Here is an 18,760-nt window from a genome sequence, read left to right on the forward strand (position 1 = left end):
ATGGATTTTCCGATGCACATCAGTCAAACTCAAATAACTTAAACAAACTTCAAGGAAACTGAATTTGGCAATCAAGATTGAAATGCTGCGTTGCTTTTGCACGGTGGCCCAGACCGGGAACCTGTCCGAGGCCGCCGACCGCCTTGGTCGAACGCAATCAGCCGTCTCGATGACATTGAAGCAGCTCGAAGACCATCTGGGCAAAAAGCTGTTCGAAGGCGAGCGCAAGAGCCAGCTTTCCCCGCTGGGTGAGCAGGTACTCGATCTGGGCTTGCGGCAAGTGCGCCAATTCGATCAGACCGTCCAGAATATCGAGGCCGCCGCGCTGGCTGAACAGGGATTGATCCGGATCGTATCCGTCCCGTCGGTTGGCGCGTTGATCTTTCCACCACTATTGCACCACATGAGCAGCGAATCCCCCGGGGTGAAGATCGAGCTGCGCGACACCGACACGCAGCAGGTGTTGGATGCTATCGCTCAGGATCAGGCAGATATCGGAATCGCATCCGGGTATCACGCCCTGAACGGCATCCGAACCATTCCGCTATTTCAGGACTCCTTTGGATTGGTCGCTGCCTCGGATCATCCTCTGATCACACGCGCAGAACCGCTGAATATCCCCGACATCGCCACCGCGCCCTTTGTCCGAAACACGTTGTGCGATCTGATTCAAACGCCGGCTTTCCATACGGCAATCAAAAACGCCGAGATCACAATTCACAACACGCATTCATTGATCACGCTGGTGCGATCGGGCGAGTGGATCACAGTGCTTCCTCAAACCGTTGCCGAATTCTTGCCGGAGGCGGTGTCTTACCGCCCGATCACGGACCTTCACGACAAAAGGCAAGTGTATCTCTATGTCCGCGAGCGTTCGCGCTTCCAATATCTGACCGAGCAGTGTTGCGCGTTCATCCTGTCCCGTGATTTCGCGTGAGGGAGGGGGTCGATTAGACCTTTCGCCTTCAACCGCCCCTGAGACGCTGCATCAGATAAACCTCAGCACCTTCCGGAATCGGCTCGGACAGTCCGGTCGCGATGATGCGCCCGTCCAACGCCACCGAGACCCCCGCATCGATCGGTGCCTGCAGCCGGGGATGTATACGCACCAGTTCCTGCAGCAATTCGCCCGTGGTGGCGGCCTCAACCTCGACCACCTCGCGACCCCCGGTCAAAGACCGGAGGCTGGACCAGAGGTGGACCTCAACCATTGTCCTTGAGCGCGGCAAGAATGCGCGGCGGGGACATTGGCAGTTGCTTCAGGCGTACACCGGCCGCGTTGGAGACCGCGTTGGCGATGGCGGCCAAGGGCGGCACGATGCCGGTCTCTCCCACACCACGCACACCGAACGGGTGGCCGGGGTTGGGCACTTCGACAATCACCGTGTCGATCATCGGCAGATCGCTGGCGACCGGGATGCGGTAATCGAGGAAAATCGAGTTCTGCAAGCGGCCATCCTCACCATAGATATATTCCTCGTTCAGCGCCCAACCGATGCCCTGCGCAGCTCCGCCCTGATACTGGCCTTCGACATAGGTCGGGTGGATCGCCTTGCCCGCGTCCTGAATGACCGTGTAGCGGGTGATGCTGGTCTTGCCGGTTTCCGGGTCGACCTCGGCATCCACGATATGGGTGCCAAAGGATACACCCGCGCCTTCCGGCGTGGCCTCGAAATGGCCCGAGATCGGGCCGCCGGTCGCGCCCATATGGGCGGTGATATCGGCCAGCGGGCGCGGATCGAAGTCACCGGCATTGGGGCCTGAGGGCACGGCACAGCCGTTCTCCCATTTCACCGCATCAACCGGGATTCCCCAACTGGCCGCTGCGCGGGCGCATAGCTGCTCGACCGCGTGGCGCGCCGCCTTGATTGTCGCCAGACCCGAGGCATAGGTCACGCGGCTGCCGTGGCTCACATCATTGTAACCCAGCGTTGCCGTATCGGCGACGGTGACGCGAATGTTCTCGTAGGGAATGCCCAGAACCTCGGCCGCCATCAGCGCCATTGACGCGCGTGATCCGCCGATATCCGGCGTACCGACCATGACTTGGGCCGAGCCGTCCTCGGACAGTGCTAGAGATACCGAGGTCTCACCACCATGGTTGAACCAGAACCCACAGGAAATGCCGCGCCCTTGCCCCGGCTTCAAAGGGGCCGAGTAATGCGGATGCGCCTTGGCGGCCTCAAGCGTTTCGACAAGACCTATACGCTCATAGGTCGGGCCATAGCTGGCTTTGGTGCCTTCATGCGCGGCGTTTTTTAGGCGCACATCCACCGGGTCGAGGCCGAGTTGATTGCACAGCTCATCCAGAACGGATTCGACCGCAAACGCACCCATCGGAGCGCCCGGCGCGCGATAGGCGGCCTGTTTCGGGCGGTTGGCCATCACGTCATAGCCGACCTGGCGAACGTTGGTCAGGTTGTAGGGCGCAAAGGCACACATGGCGGTCATGTCGCCGGGTGCACCCGGGAAGGCACCACCCTGCAGGCGGAAGATGCCTTCGGCTGCTGTGATGGTGCCGTCCTTTTTCATGCCGATCTTGATATCCATCGACGCCGATGAGGTCGGGCCGGTCGCACGGAACACCTCGGACCGGGTCATCACGATCTTTACGGGGCGGTTGGCCTTGCGGCTGAGCGCCAACGCAACCGGTTCGATGAACACAGTGGTCTTACCACCAAAGCCGCCGCCGATCTCAGACGCGGTCACACGCAGTTGTGAGGTTTCGATGCCCAGCAACGCCGCGCAGGTTTTCTGTGCGATCCAATGGCCCTGGGTGGTGCACCAAAGCTCACCTTTGCCGTCAGTACCCAGAGACCCCATGCAGGCATGAGGTTCAATGTAACCCTGATGGGTTGCCTCGGTAACGAAGCTGTCCTCAATTACCAGATCCGCCTCGGCAAATCCCGCTTCGACATCTCCGTGGCCGCTTTCGTGATAGCGCACCACGTTGGGGTGCATCCCCTCAGGCACCGAGTAGTCCGCCGCACCTTCGCGGATGACAGGCGCGTCGGGGGCCATCGCCTTGTCCACATCTGTGACATGGGGCAAAACTTCATATTCAACCTCGATCAACTTCAGCGCATCGCGCGCCGCCAAGGCTGATGTCGCTGCAACTGCTGCAATCGCGTGGCCGTCATATAGAGCCTTTTCGCCCGCCATGACATTTTCCAGCACGTTCCAGAATTCCCCTTCCAGCCCCGGCTTGAAGGGGACATCGGCGAAATCGGCGCGGGTAACAACGGCTTTGACGTCTTTGTGGGCCTCGGCCTTTGAAGCATCAATCTTGACGATCCGCGCATGGGCATGGGGTGAACGCAGGATGGCGCCATGTAACATGCCGGGGGCTGAGATATCCGCACCGAACTTGGCGCGGCCCGTCACCTTGTCAAGACCGTCAGGGCGATCTGGTCGGGTGCCGACAAAGGTGAAGTCAGATTTGCGATCGTCCAGTGCCATTACGAAGCCTCCCGCATCTCAGCCGCCGTATCCATCACGGCGCGAATGATTTTGTCATAGCCGGTGCAGCGGCAGAGGTTGCCCGCCAGCCAGTACCGGGTTTCCTCTTCGGTGGGGTTGGGGTTCTTTTCCAGCAGCGACTTGGCCGCCACCAGAATGCCCGGGGTACAGATGCCGCATTGCAGGGCGGCATATTCGATCATCTTCTTCTGCAGCGGATGCAGGACGTCACCGTCCGCGATCCCTTCAACCGTTTCGATCTGCTTGCCTTCAGCCTCGACGCCCAGCATCAGGCACGAACACACCAAACGGCCATCGACGCTGACCGAACAAGCACCGCAATCGCCGGTGCCGCAACCCTCTTTCGCGCCGGTCAGGTTCAGCTTGTCGCGCAGACAGTCCAGCAGGGTTTCGCGCGGGTCGCAGAGGTATTCAACCGCGTCCCCATTCACGGTGGTGGATACGTGAAACTTACTCATACGTCTTCTCCCTTTGCGCGGGCATAGGCGATTTTTGCGGCGCGCTTGGCCAGAACGCCAGCAACTTCGGTGCGGAATGCAATAGTGCCGCGTTTGTCATCAATGGGGTTGCAGGCAGCCGAGGCCGCTGCAGCGAGCGCGTCCAGCGCCGCGTCATCCAACGCGCTGCCAATCAGCGCTTTGGCGCAGTCTTCAACCAGCAAGACGGTCGGTGCGACAGCCCCCAGCGAAACGCGCGCCTCGGTGATGGTATCGCCATCCAGACGTAAGTTTACGCCAACACCAACCACCGCGATGTCCATCTCGGTCCGCGGGATAAAGCGCAGATAGGCGTCACCGGCGTTGTCGCCACGCGCTGGAATGTTGACCGCCGAGATCAGTTCGCCTTTGGCCAGTGAGGTCTTGCCGGGTCCCGTCGGGATGTCTTCGACCGCCACCTCTCGTGTGCCGTTCGGGCCCGTCACGGTGACTGTAACGCCTGCCGCAACCATCGCTGGCACCGAGTCCGCCGCCGGAGAGCCATTGCACAGATTCCCGGTCAGCGTCGCACGCCCCTGTACCTGAGTCGATCCAATCAGGTCCATCGCCTCGACCACACCCGGCCAATCGCGGCCCAACGCGGCGTGCTCGCTCATCTCGGCGCCGGTCGCGGCGACGCCCAGCGTCCAGCTGCCATCGGCATTGCGGGTAATTTCGCTAACGCCATCGATCTTCTTGATGTCGATCAGCGTATCGGGCGTCACCAATTCCGAGCGCAACTGCACCAGCACATCGGTGCCGCCTGCCAGAAACCGAGTGATGCCCGTTGCATTTGCGGCCAGAGCCGACGCCTCGGCAAAGCTGGCGGGGCTGTGATAATCCATGAAAGTACCTCGCACCTGTTGATCAGGATAGACTGGGGTTCGCCGGGGACGTTAGTGCAGCAAGTCGGCGGCGTCCATGGCTGGAACGACCAATTTTTGGGATTCAAAATGTCGTTTTATCGAGAGCAATCACAGATCGATCTCGATCACCCCGTCTGCCCGGGCCGCCCGGCTTTGGCACAGTATGATCGCACCTTCGCGTTGTTTGTTGGACAAAACGAAATCGCGGTGTTCGATCTCACCTGAAATCACGTCACATTTGCAGACCCCGCAGATCCCATCAGCGCATTTCACATCCACGTGAAAGCCCGCCTCATTAAGTACCTGCGCCGCATCTTTGTCAGCGGGTACAGTCAACTCCCGACCCGATTTCGCCAATTTCAGAGTGAACGGATGGTTCTCATATTCGGGCTGTTCCGGCACCGAGAAATATTCGAGATGCCGTGCACCTTCCGGAAACCCCTGCCGTTCGGCTGCGTGAATGACGCCGTCCATATAGCGGTCAGGGCCGCAGGTATAAACGTGCCATCCGTCCTGATATCCGCCCAGAACAGCCTCCAGATCGGCCCGTGTGCCCTCGTCCGAGAAGTGATAGTGCACGTGATCGGCCCATAGCACAGCCGCCAGATCATCCAGATATCCGGCACCTGCTCGTGTGCTGGCGGAATAGTGAAGCTCGAACGGTTTGCCCATCGCATGTAATCGGTGGGCAAAAGCAATCATCGGTGTGATGCCAATACCGCCGCCCATCAGAAAGGTTCTGGTTGCAGTCTCGTCCAGCTCAAAATGGTTTATCGGCTTTGAGATGAAGACCTTGCGTCCTTCGTTGAAGATGCGATGCAGCAAGGCCGAGCCGCCGCGCCCCTCATCCTCGCGCAGCACGCCGATCTGATAAGTGTTGCGGTCGGAGGGATCGCCCGACATCGAGTACTGCCGCAGGAATTCGGGCGAAACCAGCACGTCCAGATGCGCGCCCGCCGTCCATTTCGGTAAGGGCGCACCGTCGAGGGTTGAGAACTCGTACTTGGTGACATCCGAGGTCATCTTGTCGACCTTGGTTAGTTCCACCCGCATCACCGGCGCGTCCCCTGCGACCTGATAACGGTGGATCACAGACATATCGCCTGCCGCTTTGCGCGCTTTGTAGTCTTCAGCTGTGACCATCGCCTCATAGGCGGCAATTCCGGCTTCCCGGTCCATGTTGAAGGGATAGGGCCATGGGTGCGGAGCGAGCGGAGCGGGGTAGACAGCAAGCGTCTGATCCTCGTACTTCAAATCGAGGTCTTTTTGTAGGTCCCGCCGGTTCAATGGGTGCTGCGACGGGCGATAGGCTCCGTCGGTTTCCAGCTCGATATCCCACCACCATTTCTTGGTGTCATTCAGACCACCATTACCGACGGCGTCATCCAGTTTGGCCAAGGCGGGCGCAGCCGAAGGGAGATTCATCGCGGCCCAGCGGAACGGGCGTTCTTTGAATATCCCTTCCAGATTCCATGGGCAGGTCTTCATGCATCGTCCGCACATCGCCCCCCCGGGCGTGGTGATACGGTAAGTGGCGCATTTCTGGCTGTCGGATTTCCAGATTTCATAGCCGTTGAACATCAACTTTGGCCCGGCAGTGATCGCGCCCGAAGGGCATTCCCGAGCGCATTTGTTGCAGCTTTCGCAAAACGTCTGAAGGCCGAAATCGATGGGTTTGTCATGCGTCATCGGCATGTCGGTTGTCACTACACCGGATTTCAGGCGCGGGCCAAGATAGGGGTTCAGGATCACCTCACCGATCCGACTGACCTCGCCCAACCCCGACAACAGCAGCAGCGGCGGTTGCAGCACCTCGCCATCCATCACCGTATGCGCCTTGGCCTTGTAGCCGAGATTTCGGATTTGCTGCGCGATCACGCCCCCCAGCAGTGAAAACCGCAGGTAGGCGCGCATAGATTGGGCCACGCTGATCCAGTCATCCCCGCTGGCGCCTTCCATCGTCTCATAGCCCTGGTCGATGATCATGCTGATCGCCTGATCATGGGGCGGAACGATTTCGTCACCGGTGGCGTCATGGGAATACCAGCTCCACTCGGGGCACCGGCTGAGCCCGACCGCATCGACCCCAAGGAAATAGGTTGCAGCCTTGATATTCGCGGCATTTCTTTCGGTATCTGTGGGCTGTACAGCCTCGGCGCTGTCACCGTCCTGCAGCAAAACAAATGCGCCCAGCGCGCGGCGTTGGGCGAAGCTGGGGGCGGATTTGCGCACGTAATGCCCGCCCTTGGTCGCGTCTTGCAGCGACTTACCCATGTCGCCGAACTGAGCCCGCGCAAACATGTCTGCGCGTTTGGGCACCCGGGCTACGTTTTGCTCGTCGATATAGGTGGTCGGTGTTTCGACTCGTTTGAGGTTTTCAAAAGGATGTGCCCCGTCCACATAGCGCCGCTTGGCATAGGCATCCCGGTTCAGAGCGTTCTTGGCGAAGCCTGCACCCAGCCACCATGCAGGTCCTTGCGTGCGGAACCACGGTTGTTCGGCCAGCGGTCGTAAGGGTCGGTCATGCGCGATCTCCATTTCGGTGGTCACAGCGGCCAATCCGAACCGCTTACCCAACCAAGGCACCACAACCGCACCATCCTCAACCGAGGCCAGACCCGCAGCAACTGCCAGCTTGCCCAGATCAACCTCAGAGGACATCGCCGTATGCGCCCGCGCATCGAAACCCAGGAGGCGGATGTAGTTGGCAATGACCACAGCATTCTCGGTGGCAAGCAAACAGGCGCGGTGATCCTGCGCATCCATGATCCAATCGGACCCGGGCTCCGAGGGGTCCGGATCGCGGTTGAACTCATAGAGAAACACGAGCGTATGGCGATGACGGTCCATCGGGCGTGGCGCGGCCTCCATGCTTTCTTTTAGATCCGCCATGATCACATCGATGCCCGAGGCCAGCGTTTTGGTTTGCCGCGTCCTAAGCGCATGTGCCAGCCGGTCGATATCCGGGTTGCGCCGAGGCTCAGCCAACATCGCCTCCGCGGGTAGCGGCCCGCAGCCCATCATCGACGCATCGTTGAAATAGCCAAACGCTTTCAGATGATTGGCACGATCTGCTGGGTTGGCAGGAATTTCCGATGCGACGGGGTTCACAAATCCATCCCGAATTGCATCCATCATCGCCTGAAACTCGCCCATCGCATTCACGATGCTTTCGGGCTGCTCGGGCTTGCGAAAGCTAAGCGCACACATCGGTTCGACCTGCGCCAGATCAGGCATCCGATCCAGCCGCGCCAGCCGTTCCAGCGGGAACGGACCCATGTGAACAGGCCTGTTCTTGTCCGAGAAAAAGCGGATCCCCATCGCGCGCCTCCAGTTAGCTGCCCTTTCCCCTACCCCGGCATGGACACCAAATCCATTCATGAATAATCATAAATGATATGAGCAGAATTGATTTCACAGATCTGGACGGCAAGGTCCTACGGGTGTTCCTGACGATACTCGAAGAAAGCTCGGTGTCGAAAGCTGCCGACCGGTTAGGGGTGACGCAATCGGCCATCAGCCATACGCTGGGCAAGTTGCGGCAAGTGCTGGGCGATCCACTATTTGTCCGATCCGGTCAGGGGCTGACCCCGACCGAACGCGCTTTGTCGTTGAAAGAGCCGGTGCAACAGGTGCTGGACAACATGCGCGCCCTGACAGAAGGTCGCCCGTTTGATCCGCTGTCCGAACAGATGGACATTCAGATCGCCACCAACGACATGCCGCGTGAGTTGATATTTCCCGAACTTCTGCGGGCGACACGCGCCGAAGGCGTCAGGTTGCGGCTGGAGTTCATCCCGTCGGGTGTTCCCGACCCGGACTTGCTGCGCAGCGACCGGTGTCAATTGATGCTCACCCCGCTGCCACCGGACGGGCCGGATATCTTTCAGAAGCGGCTGATCACCAGCCCGTTGTTGGTATTCTATGATGCCGCTCTCCGTGATCCGCCTGAGGATTGGCGGTCCTATTGCAATAGCGATCATGTCGAGGTGCGATTTGCCGACGGGCGCAACGCCCGTGCCGTGATGCGTGGCGTGGATCAAAGCCAGATCAGACCGCCCGTCGTAACCCTGCCGCATTTCAACGCGATCCCGCCATTCGTGAAAGGCAGCGACCTGATCTCGACCGATACGGAGTTGATGAAATGCGGGCCGCTTGCCACGCTGGACAGTGCGCCACTGCCGTTCAAATGCGAAGCAGTGTCAATCTATATGGTCTGGCACCAACGCTCGGCCAACGACCCGGCACATCGTTGGTTACGCGACCGGATCGACGCGATTGCGGCCTCGCTTCAGACCTGAGATAGCAACCAGTCGCGCATTTGTTTCACCAGTTCCGGTTGGCGCGGTTTCTGCGGGGTGACGATGAAAAAGCTCAGATCGTCAACCAGCACCTCAGAGAGCGGCTGCACCAACCGACCCGAAGTCAGTTCCGCAGACACAAGTGGCGCATTGGCAAGTGCAAAGCCTTGCCCCGAGACAGCGGCGTCTATCGCCAGACTTGTCTGGCTGAAACTCATCATCCGTGGCTTCCCCTCGACCCCGGCGCGTTCAAGAAACAACGGCCACAGCCCATGGGAATCACTGAGCAAAACGTGTTGCATCAGGTCGTCTGGACCTGAAATTTGCGATGCGAGGTCCGGACTGCCCACGACAACGAATTCGGTGGAGAACAAAGGTGTTGCTTGCAGATCTCGAGCAACCTGTGAACGGCTCTGGCGTACTGCAATATCGATTCCATCAGACTGGAAATCCGCCAACCGCTCGCGCGCGTCAACCTGCACCGAGATATCGGGGTAGCGGGTCACAAAATCGTTCAGACGCGGAACCAGCCATTTTGAGGCAAAGCTGGGCGTGACCGAGATCGTGATCTGCCGCTGATCAGCCAGCTCATCGACAGCCTCTTCAATCAGCCGAAACGCCCGACGCAGCGGCGCGTGGAACCGACGCCCCGCTTCGGTCAGGCGCAACCCACGCGGAAGGCGTTCGAACAGCGCCGTCCCTAGCCGCGCTTCCAAGCCGCGCACCTGTTGCGCAACGGCCCCTTGGGTTACGCCGATTTCTTCCGCAGCAAGACGAAAATTCAGATGGCGTGCCGAGGCCTCGAAGGCGCGCATCGCGTTGAGAGGTGGAAGAGCGGGCATAGCTAAACTGTAGATTTTCTACTGTCACTGCGCAACAGAACTGATTGGTCAAATCGAGGTTACTGCGCCATCTTCTTGCGAAACAAGGCATAGGAGCGTGAAGATGGAAAAAGTAGCTTTGATCACCGCAGGCGGCAGCGGCATGGGCGCGGATTCCGCGCGTAGACTGGCGGCTGATGGCTTCAAAATCGGCATCCTGTCCTCGTCGGGCAAGGGCGAGGCGCTGGCACATGAATTGGGCGGTGTGGGCATCACCGGCTCGAACCAGTCAAATGATGACCTGCAAAAACTGGTTTATGCAGCAATGTCCCATTGGGGGCGGATCGATGTGCTGGTGAACTCAGCCGGGCACGGGCCCCGCGCTGCGGTGCTTGAGCTGACCGATGAGGACTGGCACACCGGCATGGATGTCTATTTCATGAATGCCGTAAGACCTACGCGGTTGGTGACCCCTATCATGCAAGCGCAGGGCGGTGGATCGATTATCAACATCTCAACCTTTGCTGCGTTTGAACCGGACCCGGTTTTTCCTACCTCGGGCGTATTCCGCGCCGGGCTGGCGGCGTTTACCAAGCTGTTCTCGGACAAATACGCCGCCGACAACATCCGCATGAACAACGTCTTGCCCGGGTTCATCGACAGCCTTCCGGAAAAAGAAGAGTTCCGCACACGCATCCCGATGGGCCGCTACGGGCGCAGCTATGATGAGATCGCCTCGGTCGTGGCTATGCTCGCCTCCGAAGGCGGAGGCTACATAACCGGGCAGAACATCCGCGTCGATGGCGGTATCACCCGGTCTGTCTGAACTCAGAACCGCGCCTTAACAAGATGTGTCAGCGCCGCGCCGGTTTCGAAGAAAGCGCGGCGCAGACCAGTCCAGTTTTCGCTATACTCAGCCACTGACGGAACCGGCAGCAAGGACGGATCGTCCTTGAGCAGGCTTTTGGCCATCAAACGCCCGAACACGGTGCCCGGCCCGATCCCACGCCCCGAAAACCCATGCGCTGCTAACGCATTTGGACCGATCAGAGTGATTTTGGGAATATGATCCGAAGTCATGGCAATCCGCCCATGCCAGCCCTCAATCAACGGCTGATCCGCCAATTGCGGATAAAGTGCAGCCAGTTTGCGCTTGATCCAGGATTTGTGTGCAAATCCTCCGGCGCTGCTCAGATCGCCCATGCCGCCAATGATGAACCGTCCTGCATGGTCCAATCGGAAGGATGTCATGATCAGGCCCGTATCCCAGCATCCCTCTGCTTTGGGCAATATGCTGGCCCGCAGGTTATGGGACAGCGGCGCGGTGGCGTATTGGAAGTAATAGACCGGCACATAGTTTGGTGCCGTATCGGCGATGCCCAGATGATAAGCGTTGGTCGCCTGAATAACCGATCTTGCGCGTACGGTTCCACCATCCCCCTGCAGCACCCAAGCCCCGCCTTCCTGCCGCAAAGATCGAATCGGGCTTTGCGTATATATCTGCGCCCCCGCATTCTGTGCGGCGCGGGCCAGTCCCACCGCATAGCCCAGCGGCTGAATTGTACCCGCGCGGGGGTCAAACAATGCGCCGTGGACAGCCGGACTGCCCGTCCGCTGGCGCGACGCGTCAGTATCGAGCAATTCGACCGGCGCACCAGAAGCGCTCAGCTGTGCGTGGCGGGTACGCAGATCACCAAAGCCCGAGGCCGAATGAGCACAGTGCAACGTGCCTTGCCGCTCAGGCTCGCAGTCAATCCCGTGCGCTTCAATCAACTCGAACACGTCTGACGGCGCGTTAGCCAGCAGATCGATCAACCGATCCCCCGCCATTTGCCCCAGATGCGACCGAATTTGATCGGGTGGCAGCCAAAGCCCTGCGTTGACGAGACCGACATTCCGCCCCGATCCACCATGGCCGATCTGATGCGCTTCGAGCAGGCACACCGAAGCCCCCGCTTTTGCTGCGGTCAAGGCCGCAGAACACCCGGTGTAACCACCGCCGATCACGGCAAGATCAACGCTTACGTCATCAGACAGCTTTTGCGTGTCGATACGCTCGCGACAGGTCTGCCGCCATAACGATTGATCATAGTCGCGCATGCCCGGGCCTCGCCAAAGTTTCGCCGATCATCAGGCTGGTCTCAATTGGTTGCAAGGGCGCGCTGGTCAGCCCGCCCCATGGCGATGAGGAACGGATCAGCCTCCTGATGCGACTGGAATGACGCCTTGTCGGTCATGCCCCGCCAGCGCCCCAGTGTTAGTGACTGCGCCACCGCGCCGCTCAGCGTTGCACCGGGGCCGGTGACGATGAACAGATCGGGCGCGAACTCGCGTGCGGCGGTCTGGATCGCATGGGTGAAGTCATAGGTCTCGGTCACCTGATGGCCCAGCGTGTAGTCCCACAACTCACTCGTGTCAGTTGCGCCGGGCCACCAGATTTTGCCACGCCCGTCAATCATCGGGAACTTGGGCTGAGCAAAAAGATCAGAACTCAATTGCGCCCGACCTTCCGCCGCCACCGGGGCCTGCAGCGCCGTATGAAAGGCGGCGTGATTGGCCAGCCGCAATGGGAACCGATCCTGCACGGTGGGGTGTGCCGCCTCAAACGCCGTCAGACCCGCCTCATTGCCTGCCAATACCAGCATCCCGCCCAGATCGATGGAAAGCGCCAGAGTGTGATCGTGCAACGCATTGATCCTCGCCACCTCATCCAGCAATGCGGCTTTGCGGGCAGGATCATTCGCCCATGTCTCATCGACGAATGGGTAAACCAGTTGACCGCCGATCAGGTGCTTCTGCATCAGCGTGCCCATCGTATTGACCACGCGAAACCCGTTCCCAGGGGTCAATGCCCCTGCGGTGGCCAGCGCAATATACCAGCCCATCGAGTTACCAGTGACGGCGACGACTTCAATATCGTTGGCCAATGCCTGCGCATCGGCCAACGCGGCAGCATAGATCAGGGGTGAGGCCACATCGCCGCGCGAGTACTTCCCGACGCTAAAGCGATCAGCCCCATCCAAGGCAGTAATCGCATCCTGTCCGGTTCCGGCGCGAATGGCGTCGAAGCTGCGGAACAAGTCCATACGATCCGAATGATGTTGGTGCAGATAGCCCAGCTCAGGCTTGTTATAAGTGCCCCGGCCCGGGCAGATCACAACGGCGGTGCGGGTCATGAGGCTGCTCCTGTCAAAGCCAGCGCTGCGGCAACGATACCGTCTTTCGAAGGAAGAGGTGCGGCATAGGCGGGGCCAGTTGCAATAAAGCAATCCTCGGCCACAACGCGGGCAGTTCGGGTAGAAGAACTTTGTTCGGCGAAGAAAGTCATCAGCGCTTCGGACTGACTGCCGGTCTTGCGGCATTCGTCGACGATCAAAACATGCGCGCATGTTTTGGTGGCTTCGCGCAAAGCCTCAACCGGCAGAGGAGCTAGCCAACGCATATCGATAATCCGGGTTTTCAGACCCGCCGCCTCAATTTCGGGCAGGGCCTGTTGCGACAGGTAATGCCCGTTGCCATAGGTCACGATGGCGAGATCGGTGCCGTCCCCCTGTACTCCCACATCGCCCAGCGCAATTTTCTGATCCCGCGCAGGATAGGTGGTCATCCACCCGCCATCCTGCGCCGCATGCAGGTCGCGCATCGGGTAGAGTGCGATCGGTTCAAGAAACACCACGACCCGCTGCTCTTCGCGCGCCAACCGCACACATTCGCGCAGCATCAGTGCTGCATCGGCCCCGGTCGACGGGCAGGCGATGATGACACCAGGGATATCCCGCAAAACGGCCAGAGAGTTGTCGTTATGGAAATGTCCGCCAAAGCCCTTCTGATATCCTAGCCCCGCAATTCGCAGCACCATTGGGTTGGTAAACTGCCCGTTCGAGAAGAACGGCAAAGTTGCGGCTTCGCCCCGAATCTGGTCCTCGGCATTGTGCAGATAGGCCAGAAACTGGATCTCGGGGATCGGGATGAAACCGTTATGGCCCATACCGATCGCGAGACCCAGAATGGATTGTTCATCCAGCAGCGTATCAATCACGCGGTCCGGACCAAAGCGTTGCTGCAGCTTTTGTGTGACGCCATAAACGCCACCTTTGCGGCCCACATCTTCGCCCATGCAAACGATCTCGGCATGTTCCAACATCAGATCGGTCAGCGCCCAGTTGATCAGGCGGCTGAGCGGCTGCGGCTCATCCATCGCGCGCATATCTGCGCCAAAGGTCTTCGCACGCGCCTCAGCGCTCGGGCCGTTGGTCGCTTTACAAGGGCGCTTAGGCGGGATCAGGCTTGCCACCACTTCGGTCGCATTGGCAAGATGGGGACGGCTGGCAGCCTCTGTAGCCACACGATCCGTTCGGGTGCAGGTATCGCTGTAGATTTTTAACGCCTGATCCGACGACAATGCACCCGCCTGATCCAGCAGTCGTACGGTGTGCAAAAGCGGATCATTGGCCTCATCCGCCTCAACCTCAGTTTTCGGCAGATAGGTCGTGGGCACATCCGCCCCGGCATGGCCATAAAGCCGCACGGTTCTGAGATGCAGGAAGGCCGGTTTCCTGCGCTTGCGGACATAATCTGCAGCCTCTTTCGCGACTGCATGGGTTTCATAAATGTCCAACCCATTGGCCTGAAAATACTTGATCCCCGGACGATGCTCCATCGACGCCTGAATCCAGCCCTTGGGCGTTTTGACCGAAATCCCGATCCCGTTGTCTTCACACACGAACAGCAGCGGCAGCGGCGTCGATTGCACACTGGTCCAGCCTGCCGTGTTGATCGCCCCCTGCGCGGTTGAGTGATTGGCCGAGGCATCCCCAAATGAACACATCGCAATCCCGTCTTCCGGCAACACGCGATGTTCGGGCGCATGTCGCCGGGCTGCCCCCAGCGCATAAGCCGCACCAACGGCTTTGGGCAAATGGCTGGCGATGGTCGAGGTCTGCGGCGGGATCATCAGCGCCCTTGACCCCAGTACCTTGTGTCGCCCGCCCGAGGTTGGGTCCTCTTTCGAGCACGCAAAGCTGAGCAGCATATCCCACGCGATCTGCTGGCCCGGCACCTGTTCAGAACGCGCGATCTGAAACGCAGCATCCCGGTAATGCAGAAAGGCAATATCGCTTGGGCGCAATGCGTGCGCGACGGCGGCCATCCCTTCGTGGCCAGATGAGCCGATGGTGTAGAACCCCTGCCCTGCCTTCTGCATCGCCCGGCTGGTCCGATCCAACGCGCGGCTGAGAACTTGCGACCGGAATAGCGAAACGGCTTCAGCATCGCCCAGACCGACGCGCGGCGGGGCTCCGTCGGGAAAATCACGATTTGCGACACGGGTCAGGAAATTCTCATGTACGATCTGGGCGCGGTCCATGTCTCTCGCTTTTGTCTTGTTGGTGTCATCGGCCTTGGGGAACCTCTGCGCGGGTGCGACCCGCTTGCTGATTTGTCCCGCGCTCCGACGTGAATTTCAAGATCGCGGATGGCGCGGCACCCTCTCGGCCACAAAGGTGATGTGGCGCACCAGTCATCGCTCTGGCGGCAGAAAAAAACCAGTGCTATTGCGTTCAATAGGTATGAGGAATTGTCATATGATTGCACCCCGCCGTTTCTTGCCTTCAATCTCGTCCTTGCTTGCGCTTGAAGCCGTAGATCGGCTAGGCAGCGCATCTGCTGCTGCAGCTGAGCTGTCCTTGACACAAAGCGCGATCAGCCGGCAATTGAAGACGTTGGAGGATCAGCTGGGAGTCCAGTTGATCGAGCGTAGCCAGATGCGACTGCACCTGACGCCTGCAGCCAAAGTCTATGTGCAAACCGCAAGGTCTGCTGTTCAGAATCTGGCGCAGGCCGCACTGAAACTCAAAGCCAATCCGGCGGGCGGGTCACTTGACCTGTCGATCCTTCCAGCGTTCGGCATGCACTGGCTGGCACCCCGCCTGCAGCATTTTGCGCGAGGTCATCCCGAGGTTACTGTCAATCTGGGGACCCGCCTCAAACCGTTTGATTTTACGACTGAGCCATTTGATGCCGCGATCCATTTCGGTCAGCAGGATTGGGCGGGCGTTCAGTATCTGCCGATCATGCGGGAAGAGGTCCTGCCGGTCTGCGCCCCTGCCCTTACCGCCTTCAATTTCAGTAACTTGGATGCTCTCCGCGCCGCGCCACTGCTGCATCTGGAGTCGCGACCGGATGCCTGGGAGCGCTGGTTTGAGATACAGGGCCAGCCCGTCACCGGCCTGCGGGGGATGCTGTTCGATCAGTTTTCGACCATGATTCAGGCCACGATTCATGGGTTGGGCGTGGCTCTGTTACCGTCATATCTGGTGCAGGATGATTTGCGCACCGGGCGGCTTGTCCAGGCATGGGACGGGCCGCGCGTGAGCCTTGGCAGCTATTATCTGGTCTGGCCGCATGACCGCTCGATGCCCGAGCCGTTACGGTCTTTCCAAGCCTGGATCAGTGAACAGATTGGGGCAGACGCCCACGCCTAACGCAACCTCAGAACTTACCGTTATCATTCTTCCATTCGCTGCGTGGTGCGATGGCCTCAACCGTGTCCCAGTGTTCGACGATCTTGCCATCCGCAACGCGGTACAGATCATAAAATGCGCTGTGAGTGCCCTGATATTCACCTTCGCACACGGTCAGTACAAAATCCCCTTCCGCCAATACCCGATGCAGATGCTGATAGTTTAGGGCGTTCCTATCGGCCAATGCGGTCCTCAAGGCAGTCAAGTCATCCGAGAGCTGCGGGCTGTGTTCTACGTAAGCGGAAGTATTGATACAGGCCTCTATCTGGTCGAGATCCCCGGCAATCAACACGGTTTCGACGAAGGCGCGAACAAAGGCCCGGTTCTCCTCGGTTTTCTCGACATCCCGAACTTCAGTCGGACCATCCACCATACTGTGATCCGAGCTGTTTGGCCCCAACCGCTTCTGGATATTGTCCCAATGCTCTACCGCTTGCCCGTCTTCGAACCGGAACACTTCGAAGCCGATATTCCGCCGTGAGAAATCATATTCCGTATGCGCGAAGACAAAATCGCCGTCTTCAAAGGCGCGTACGATATTCACGCGCGGTGAGGTCTGGGACAGCCGTTTGAATAGGGATGCAAGCCCTTCGCTGCCTTCATGGGTTTGCGGATTGTGCTGGATGTATCGTGCTTCATTTACCACCGAAACCGGACCCGGATCGCCCGTTTCGATGCTTTTGAGCAGGGCAGATATGCGATCTTTGTTGGACTTCTCCATACCGGGTTCCCTTCAGGTCTGACTACTCCGTGATCACAATGGCAGGCGACGTGTCAGGCATCAACGCCAGCAACAGCCAAACCCTGCGCGGCCTTCGGCCTTGCGTCCTGCGGACGGCAGCGGGGCCAGGCAAGCGCGGGCTGCGCCCGCGCTTGCCTGGCCCAACGGGAGGAGACGTTCCGCTAGGAATGTCGAAGACGGGCGGGAGTGTTTTGGTTCAGACGTCCAGCGAACGGGCGATGAGTTCTTTCATGACTTCATTCGTCCCGCCATAAATCATCTGGACCCGCGCATCTGCATAAAGCCGCGCGATCGGGTACTCCATCATGAACCCATAACCGCCGAACAGTTGCAGGCATTCGTGCATAACTTCGTTCTGCACCTCAGAGCCCCAGTATTTCACCATCGAGGCCGTCGCGGCATCCAATTCACCGGCCTCCAGTTTACCAATGCAGTCATTGACGAAACTGCGCAGCACCTCGGCCTTGGTTTTACACTCGGCCAACTTGAAACGTGTGTTCTGGAAGTCCATCACCCGTTGTCCGAACGCCTTGCGCTCCTGCACGTAGTCCACCGTCTGCGATATGGCGAAATCGATCGCGCCCAGCGCCATGATCCCGATGGTCAGCCGCTCCCACGGCAACTGCTTCATCAGTTGATAAAATCCCTGCCCCTCTTCCGGACCCAGTAGGTTGGTCATTGGAACTTTGACATCCTCAAAGAACAACTCGGCTGTGTCGTTGCCCTTCATTCCCAGTTTCTTGAGGTTCCGCCCCCTCCGGAATCCATCAGCCCCGTCGGTTTCGACCACAATCAGAGAGACACCCTTCGCCCCTAACGACTTGTCAGTTTTGGCAGCCACGATAACCAGATCAGCCGATTGCCCGTTGGTGATAAATATCTTGGACCCGTTGAGCCGATAAGAATTGCCATCCTTCTCAGCGGTCGTCTTCACGGCTTGCACATCCGATCCCGTGCCAGGCTCGGTCATGGCCAGCGCGCCGATCATCTCACCCGAGGCCAGTTTCGGCAGCCACTTCTGTTTCTGATCCTCACTGCCATAAGCGGTGATGTAGTGGGTCACGATAGACTGGATGCCATATCCCCATCCTGCGTCCCCGCGCGCAGTCTGCTCATACAAAGTAACGGAATCGAAACCCATCCCGCCGCCGACGCCACCATATTCCTCAGCAATCGAACCGGCCATCAGACCCGTCTCTCCCGCCTGCAACCAAAAGGTACGATCAACCGCCCCGTTCTCGGCCCATTTCTCGGTATTGGGTACCAAGGCATCATCCATGAACCGGCCCGCCATTTCAGCAAACATTCGGTGTTCGTCAGTAACCCAGGCGGCGGTGCTGGTAAAAAGCGACATCAAATAGCTCTCCAGATCAGGTGTTTGCCCAAAACTAGCCGGGTGTGTGATTCCTTCCAATCCATGTGACGTGGCGTCCAGGACAGATACTACGCAACGTCCTTGGCACCGTTGCCGAATTTGGGGCCAAACGTTCACATCTGTGTTCCCACGCCTGATAGAGCAGGCCATCATCGACCATATTGCGCAAACGCCCCGG

At 59.2% G+C, this 18,760-nt stretch carries 15 protein-coding genes; 4 read left to right on the forward strand and 11 right to left on the reverse strand.

Translation table 11 applies throughout. The features are described from left to right. Window positions 1–64 precede the first annotated feature (64 nt). Entirely contained in the window at window positions 65–937 is an 873-nt protein-coding gene (locus ACR0I1_RS17530) for a LysR family transcriptional regulator (protein WP_480707416.1), read from the forward strand. A 28-nt stretch (window positions 938–965) separates the two neighbouring features. Here ACR0I1_RS17530 and ACR0I1_RS17535 read toward each other — a convergent pair whose 3' ends face one another. The 5 genes from ACR0I1_RS17535 to ACR0I1_RS17555 all read right to left on the reverse strand — a co-directional run bounded on the left by ACR0I1_RS17535 (window position 966) and on the right by ACR0I1_RS17555 (window position 8,143). Further along, window positions 966–1,211 (reverse strand): MoaD/ThiS family protein, encoded by a 246-nt coding sequence (locus ACR0I1_RS17535; protein WP_170408213.1) that lies wholly within the window; start codon window positions 1,209–1,211, stop codon window positions 966–968. Next, on the reverse strand, window positions 1,204–3,459 hold the full coding sequence (locus tag ACR0I1_RS17540; protein WP_170408212.1) for a xanthine dehydrogenase family protein molybdopterin-binding subunit: 2,256 nt from the start codon (window positions 3,457–3,459) through the stop codon (window positions 1,204–1,206). The genes ACR0I1_RS17535 and ACR0I1_RS17540 overlap by 8 nt, the downstream gene beginning before the upstream one ends. Next, window positions 3,459–3,938 carry a (2Fe-2S)-binding protein gene (locus tag ACR0I1_RS17545; RefSeq protein ID WP_170408211.1) on the reverse strand — a complete coding sequence of 160 codons (480 nt, stop codon included), beginning with the start codon at window positions 3,936–3,938 and terminating at the stop codon, window positions 3,459–3,461. Before ACR0I1_RS17545 ends, ACR0I1_RS17540 begins: the two co-directional genes overlap by 1 nt. Further along, window positions 3,935–4,801 (reverse strand): FAD binding domain-containing protein, encoded by an 867-nt coding sequence (locus ACR0I1_RS17550; protein WP_480707417.1) that lies wholly within the window; start codon window positions 4,799–4,801, stop codon window positions 3,935–3,937. Before ACR0I1_RS17550 ends, ACR0I1_RS17545 begins: the two co-directional genes overlap by 4 nt. 129 nt (window positions 4,802–4,930) lie before the next feature. Further along, a complete protein-coding gene (locus ACR0I1_RS17555) occupies window positions 4,931–8,143 on the reverse strand; it encodes a reductive dehalogenase (protein ID WP_480707418.1) in 3,213 nt (1,070 codons plus the stop codon). Between the two features lie 77 nt (window positions 8,144–8,220). Here ACR0I1_RS17555 and ACR0I1_RS17560 point away from each other — a divergent pair, with 77 nt between their 5' ends. Further along, window positions 8,221–9,123 (forward strand): LysR family transcriptional regulator, encoded by a 903-nt coding sequence (locus ACR0I1_RS17560; RefSeq protein ID WP_480707419.1) that lies wholly within the window; start codon window positions 8,221–8,223, stop codon window positions 9,121–9,123. On the opposite strand, the gene ACR0I1_RS17565 is transcribed toward ACR0I1_RS17560, so the two are convergent. Then, a complete protein-coding gene (locus ACR0I1_RS17565) occupies window positions 9,114–9,965 on the reverse strand; it encodes a LysR substrate-binding domain-containing protein (RefSeq protein ID WP_480707420.1) in 852 nt (283 codons plus the stop codon). The two genes, ACR0I1_RS17560 and ACR0I1_RS17565, sit on opposite strands and share 10 nt — an antisense overlap. Window positions 9,966–10,068: 103 nt before the next feature. Between ACR0I1_RS17565 and ACR0I1_RS17570 the strand changes: the two genes are divergently transcribed. Next, complete coding sequence (locus tag ACR0I1_RS17570; protein WP_480572295.1) at window positions 10,069–10,770, forward strand: SDR family oxidoreductase; 702 nt, start codon at window positions 10,069–10,071, stop codon at window positions 10,768–10,770. Window positions 10,771–10,772: 2 nt separating this feature from the next. Here the strand turns inward: ACR0I1_RS17570 and ACR0I1_RS17575 are convergent, their stop codons facing one another. The 3 genes from ACR0I1_RS17575 to ACR0I1_RS17585 are packed head-to-tail and all read right to left on the reverse strand — an operon-like array spanning window position 10,773 to window position 15,309. Beyond that, window positions 10,773–12,044: an NAD(P)/FAD-dependent oxidoreductase gene (locus tag ACR0I1_RS17575; protein WP_480707421.1), complete on the reverse strand. Its 1,272-nt coding sequence runs from the start codon at window positions 12,042–12,044 to the stop codon at window positions 10,773–10,775. A gap of 41 nt (window positions 12,045–12,085) precedes the next feature. Then, window positions 12,086–13,120, reverse strand: a complete 1,035-nt coding sequence (locus tag ACR0I1_RS17580; RefSeq protein ID WP_170398386.1) for an ACP S-malonyltransferase — start codon at window positions 13,118–13,120, stop codon at window positions 12,086–12,088. After that, a complete protein-coding gene (locus tag ACR0I1_RS17585; protein WP_480707422.1) occupies window positions 13,117–15,309 on the reverse strand; it encodes a dehydrogenase E1 component subunit alpha/beta in 2,193 nt (730 codons plus the stop codon). Before ACR0I1_RS17585 ends, ACR0I1_RS17580 begins: the two co-directional genes overlap by 4 nt. Window positions 15,310–15,526: 217 nt before the next feature. Between ACR0I1_RS17585 and ACR0I1_RS17590 the strand changes: the two genes are divergently transcribed. Beyond that, entirely contained in the window at window positions 15,527–16,426 is a 900-nt protein-coding gene (locus ACR0I1_RS17590; RefSeq protein WP_480707423.1) for a LysR substrate-binding domain-containing protein, read from the forward strand. Between the two features lie 7 nt (window positions 16,427–16,433). Here the strand turns inward: ACR0I1_RS17590 and ACR0I1_RS17595 are convergent, their stop codons facing one another. After that, window positions 16,434–17,186, reverse strand: coding sequence for a nuclear transport factor 2 family protein (locus ACR0I1_RS17595; RefSeq protein ID WP_480707424.1), 753 nt, complete (start codon window positions 17,184–17,186; stop codon window positions 16,434–16,436). Between the two features lie 217 nt (window positions 17,187–17,403). Continuing rightward, a complete protein-coding gene (locus ACR0I1_RS17600; RefSeq protein ID WP_170398374.1) occupies window positions 17,404–18,561 on the reverse strand; it encodes an acyl-CoA dehydrogenase family protein in 1,158 nt (385 codons plus the stop codon). Between the last annotated feature and the right edge of the window lie 199 nt (window positions 18,562–18,760).

Source organism: Ruegeria sp. B11 (assembly GCF_056539785.1).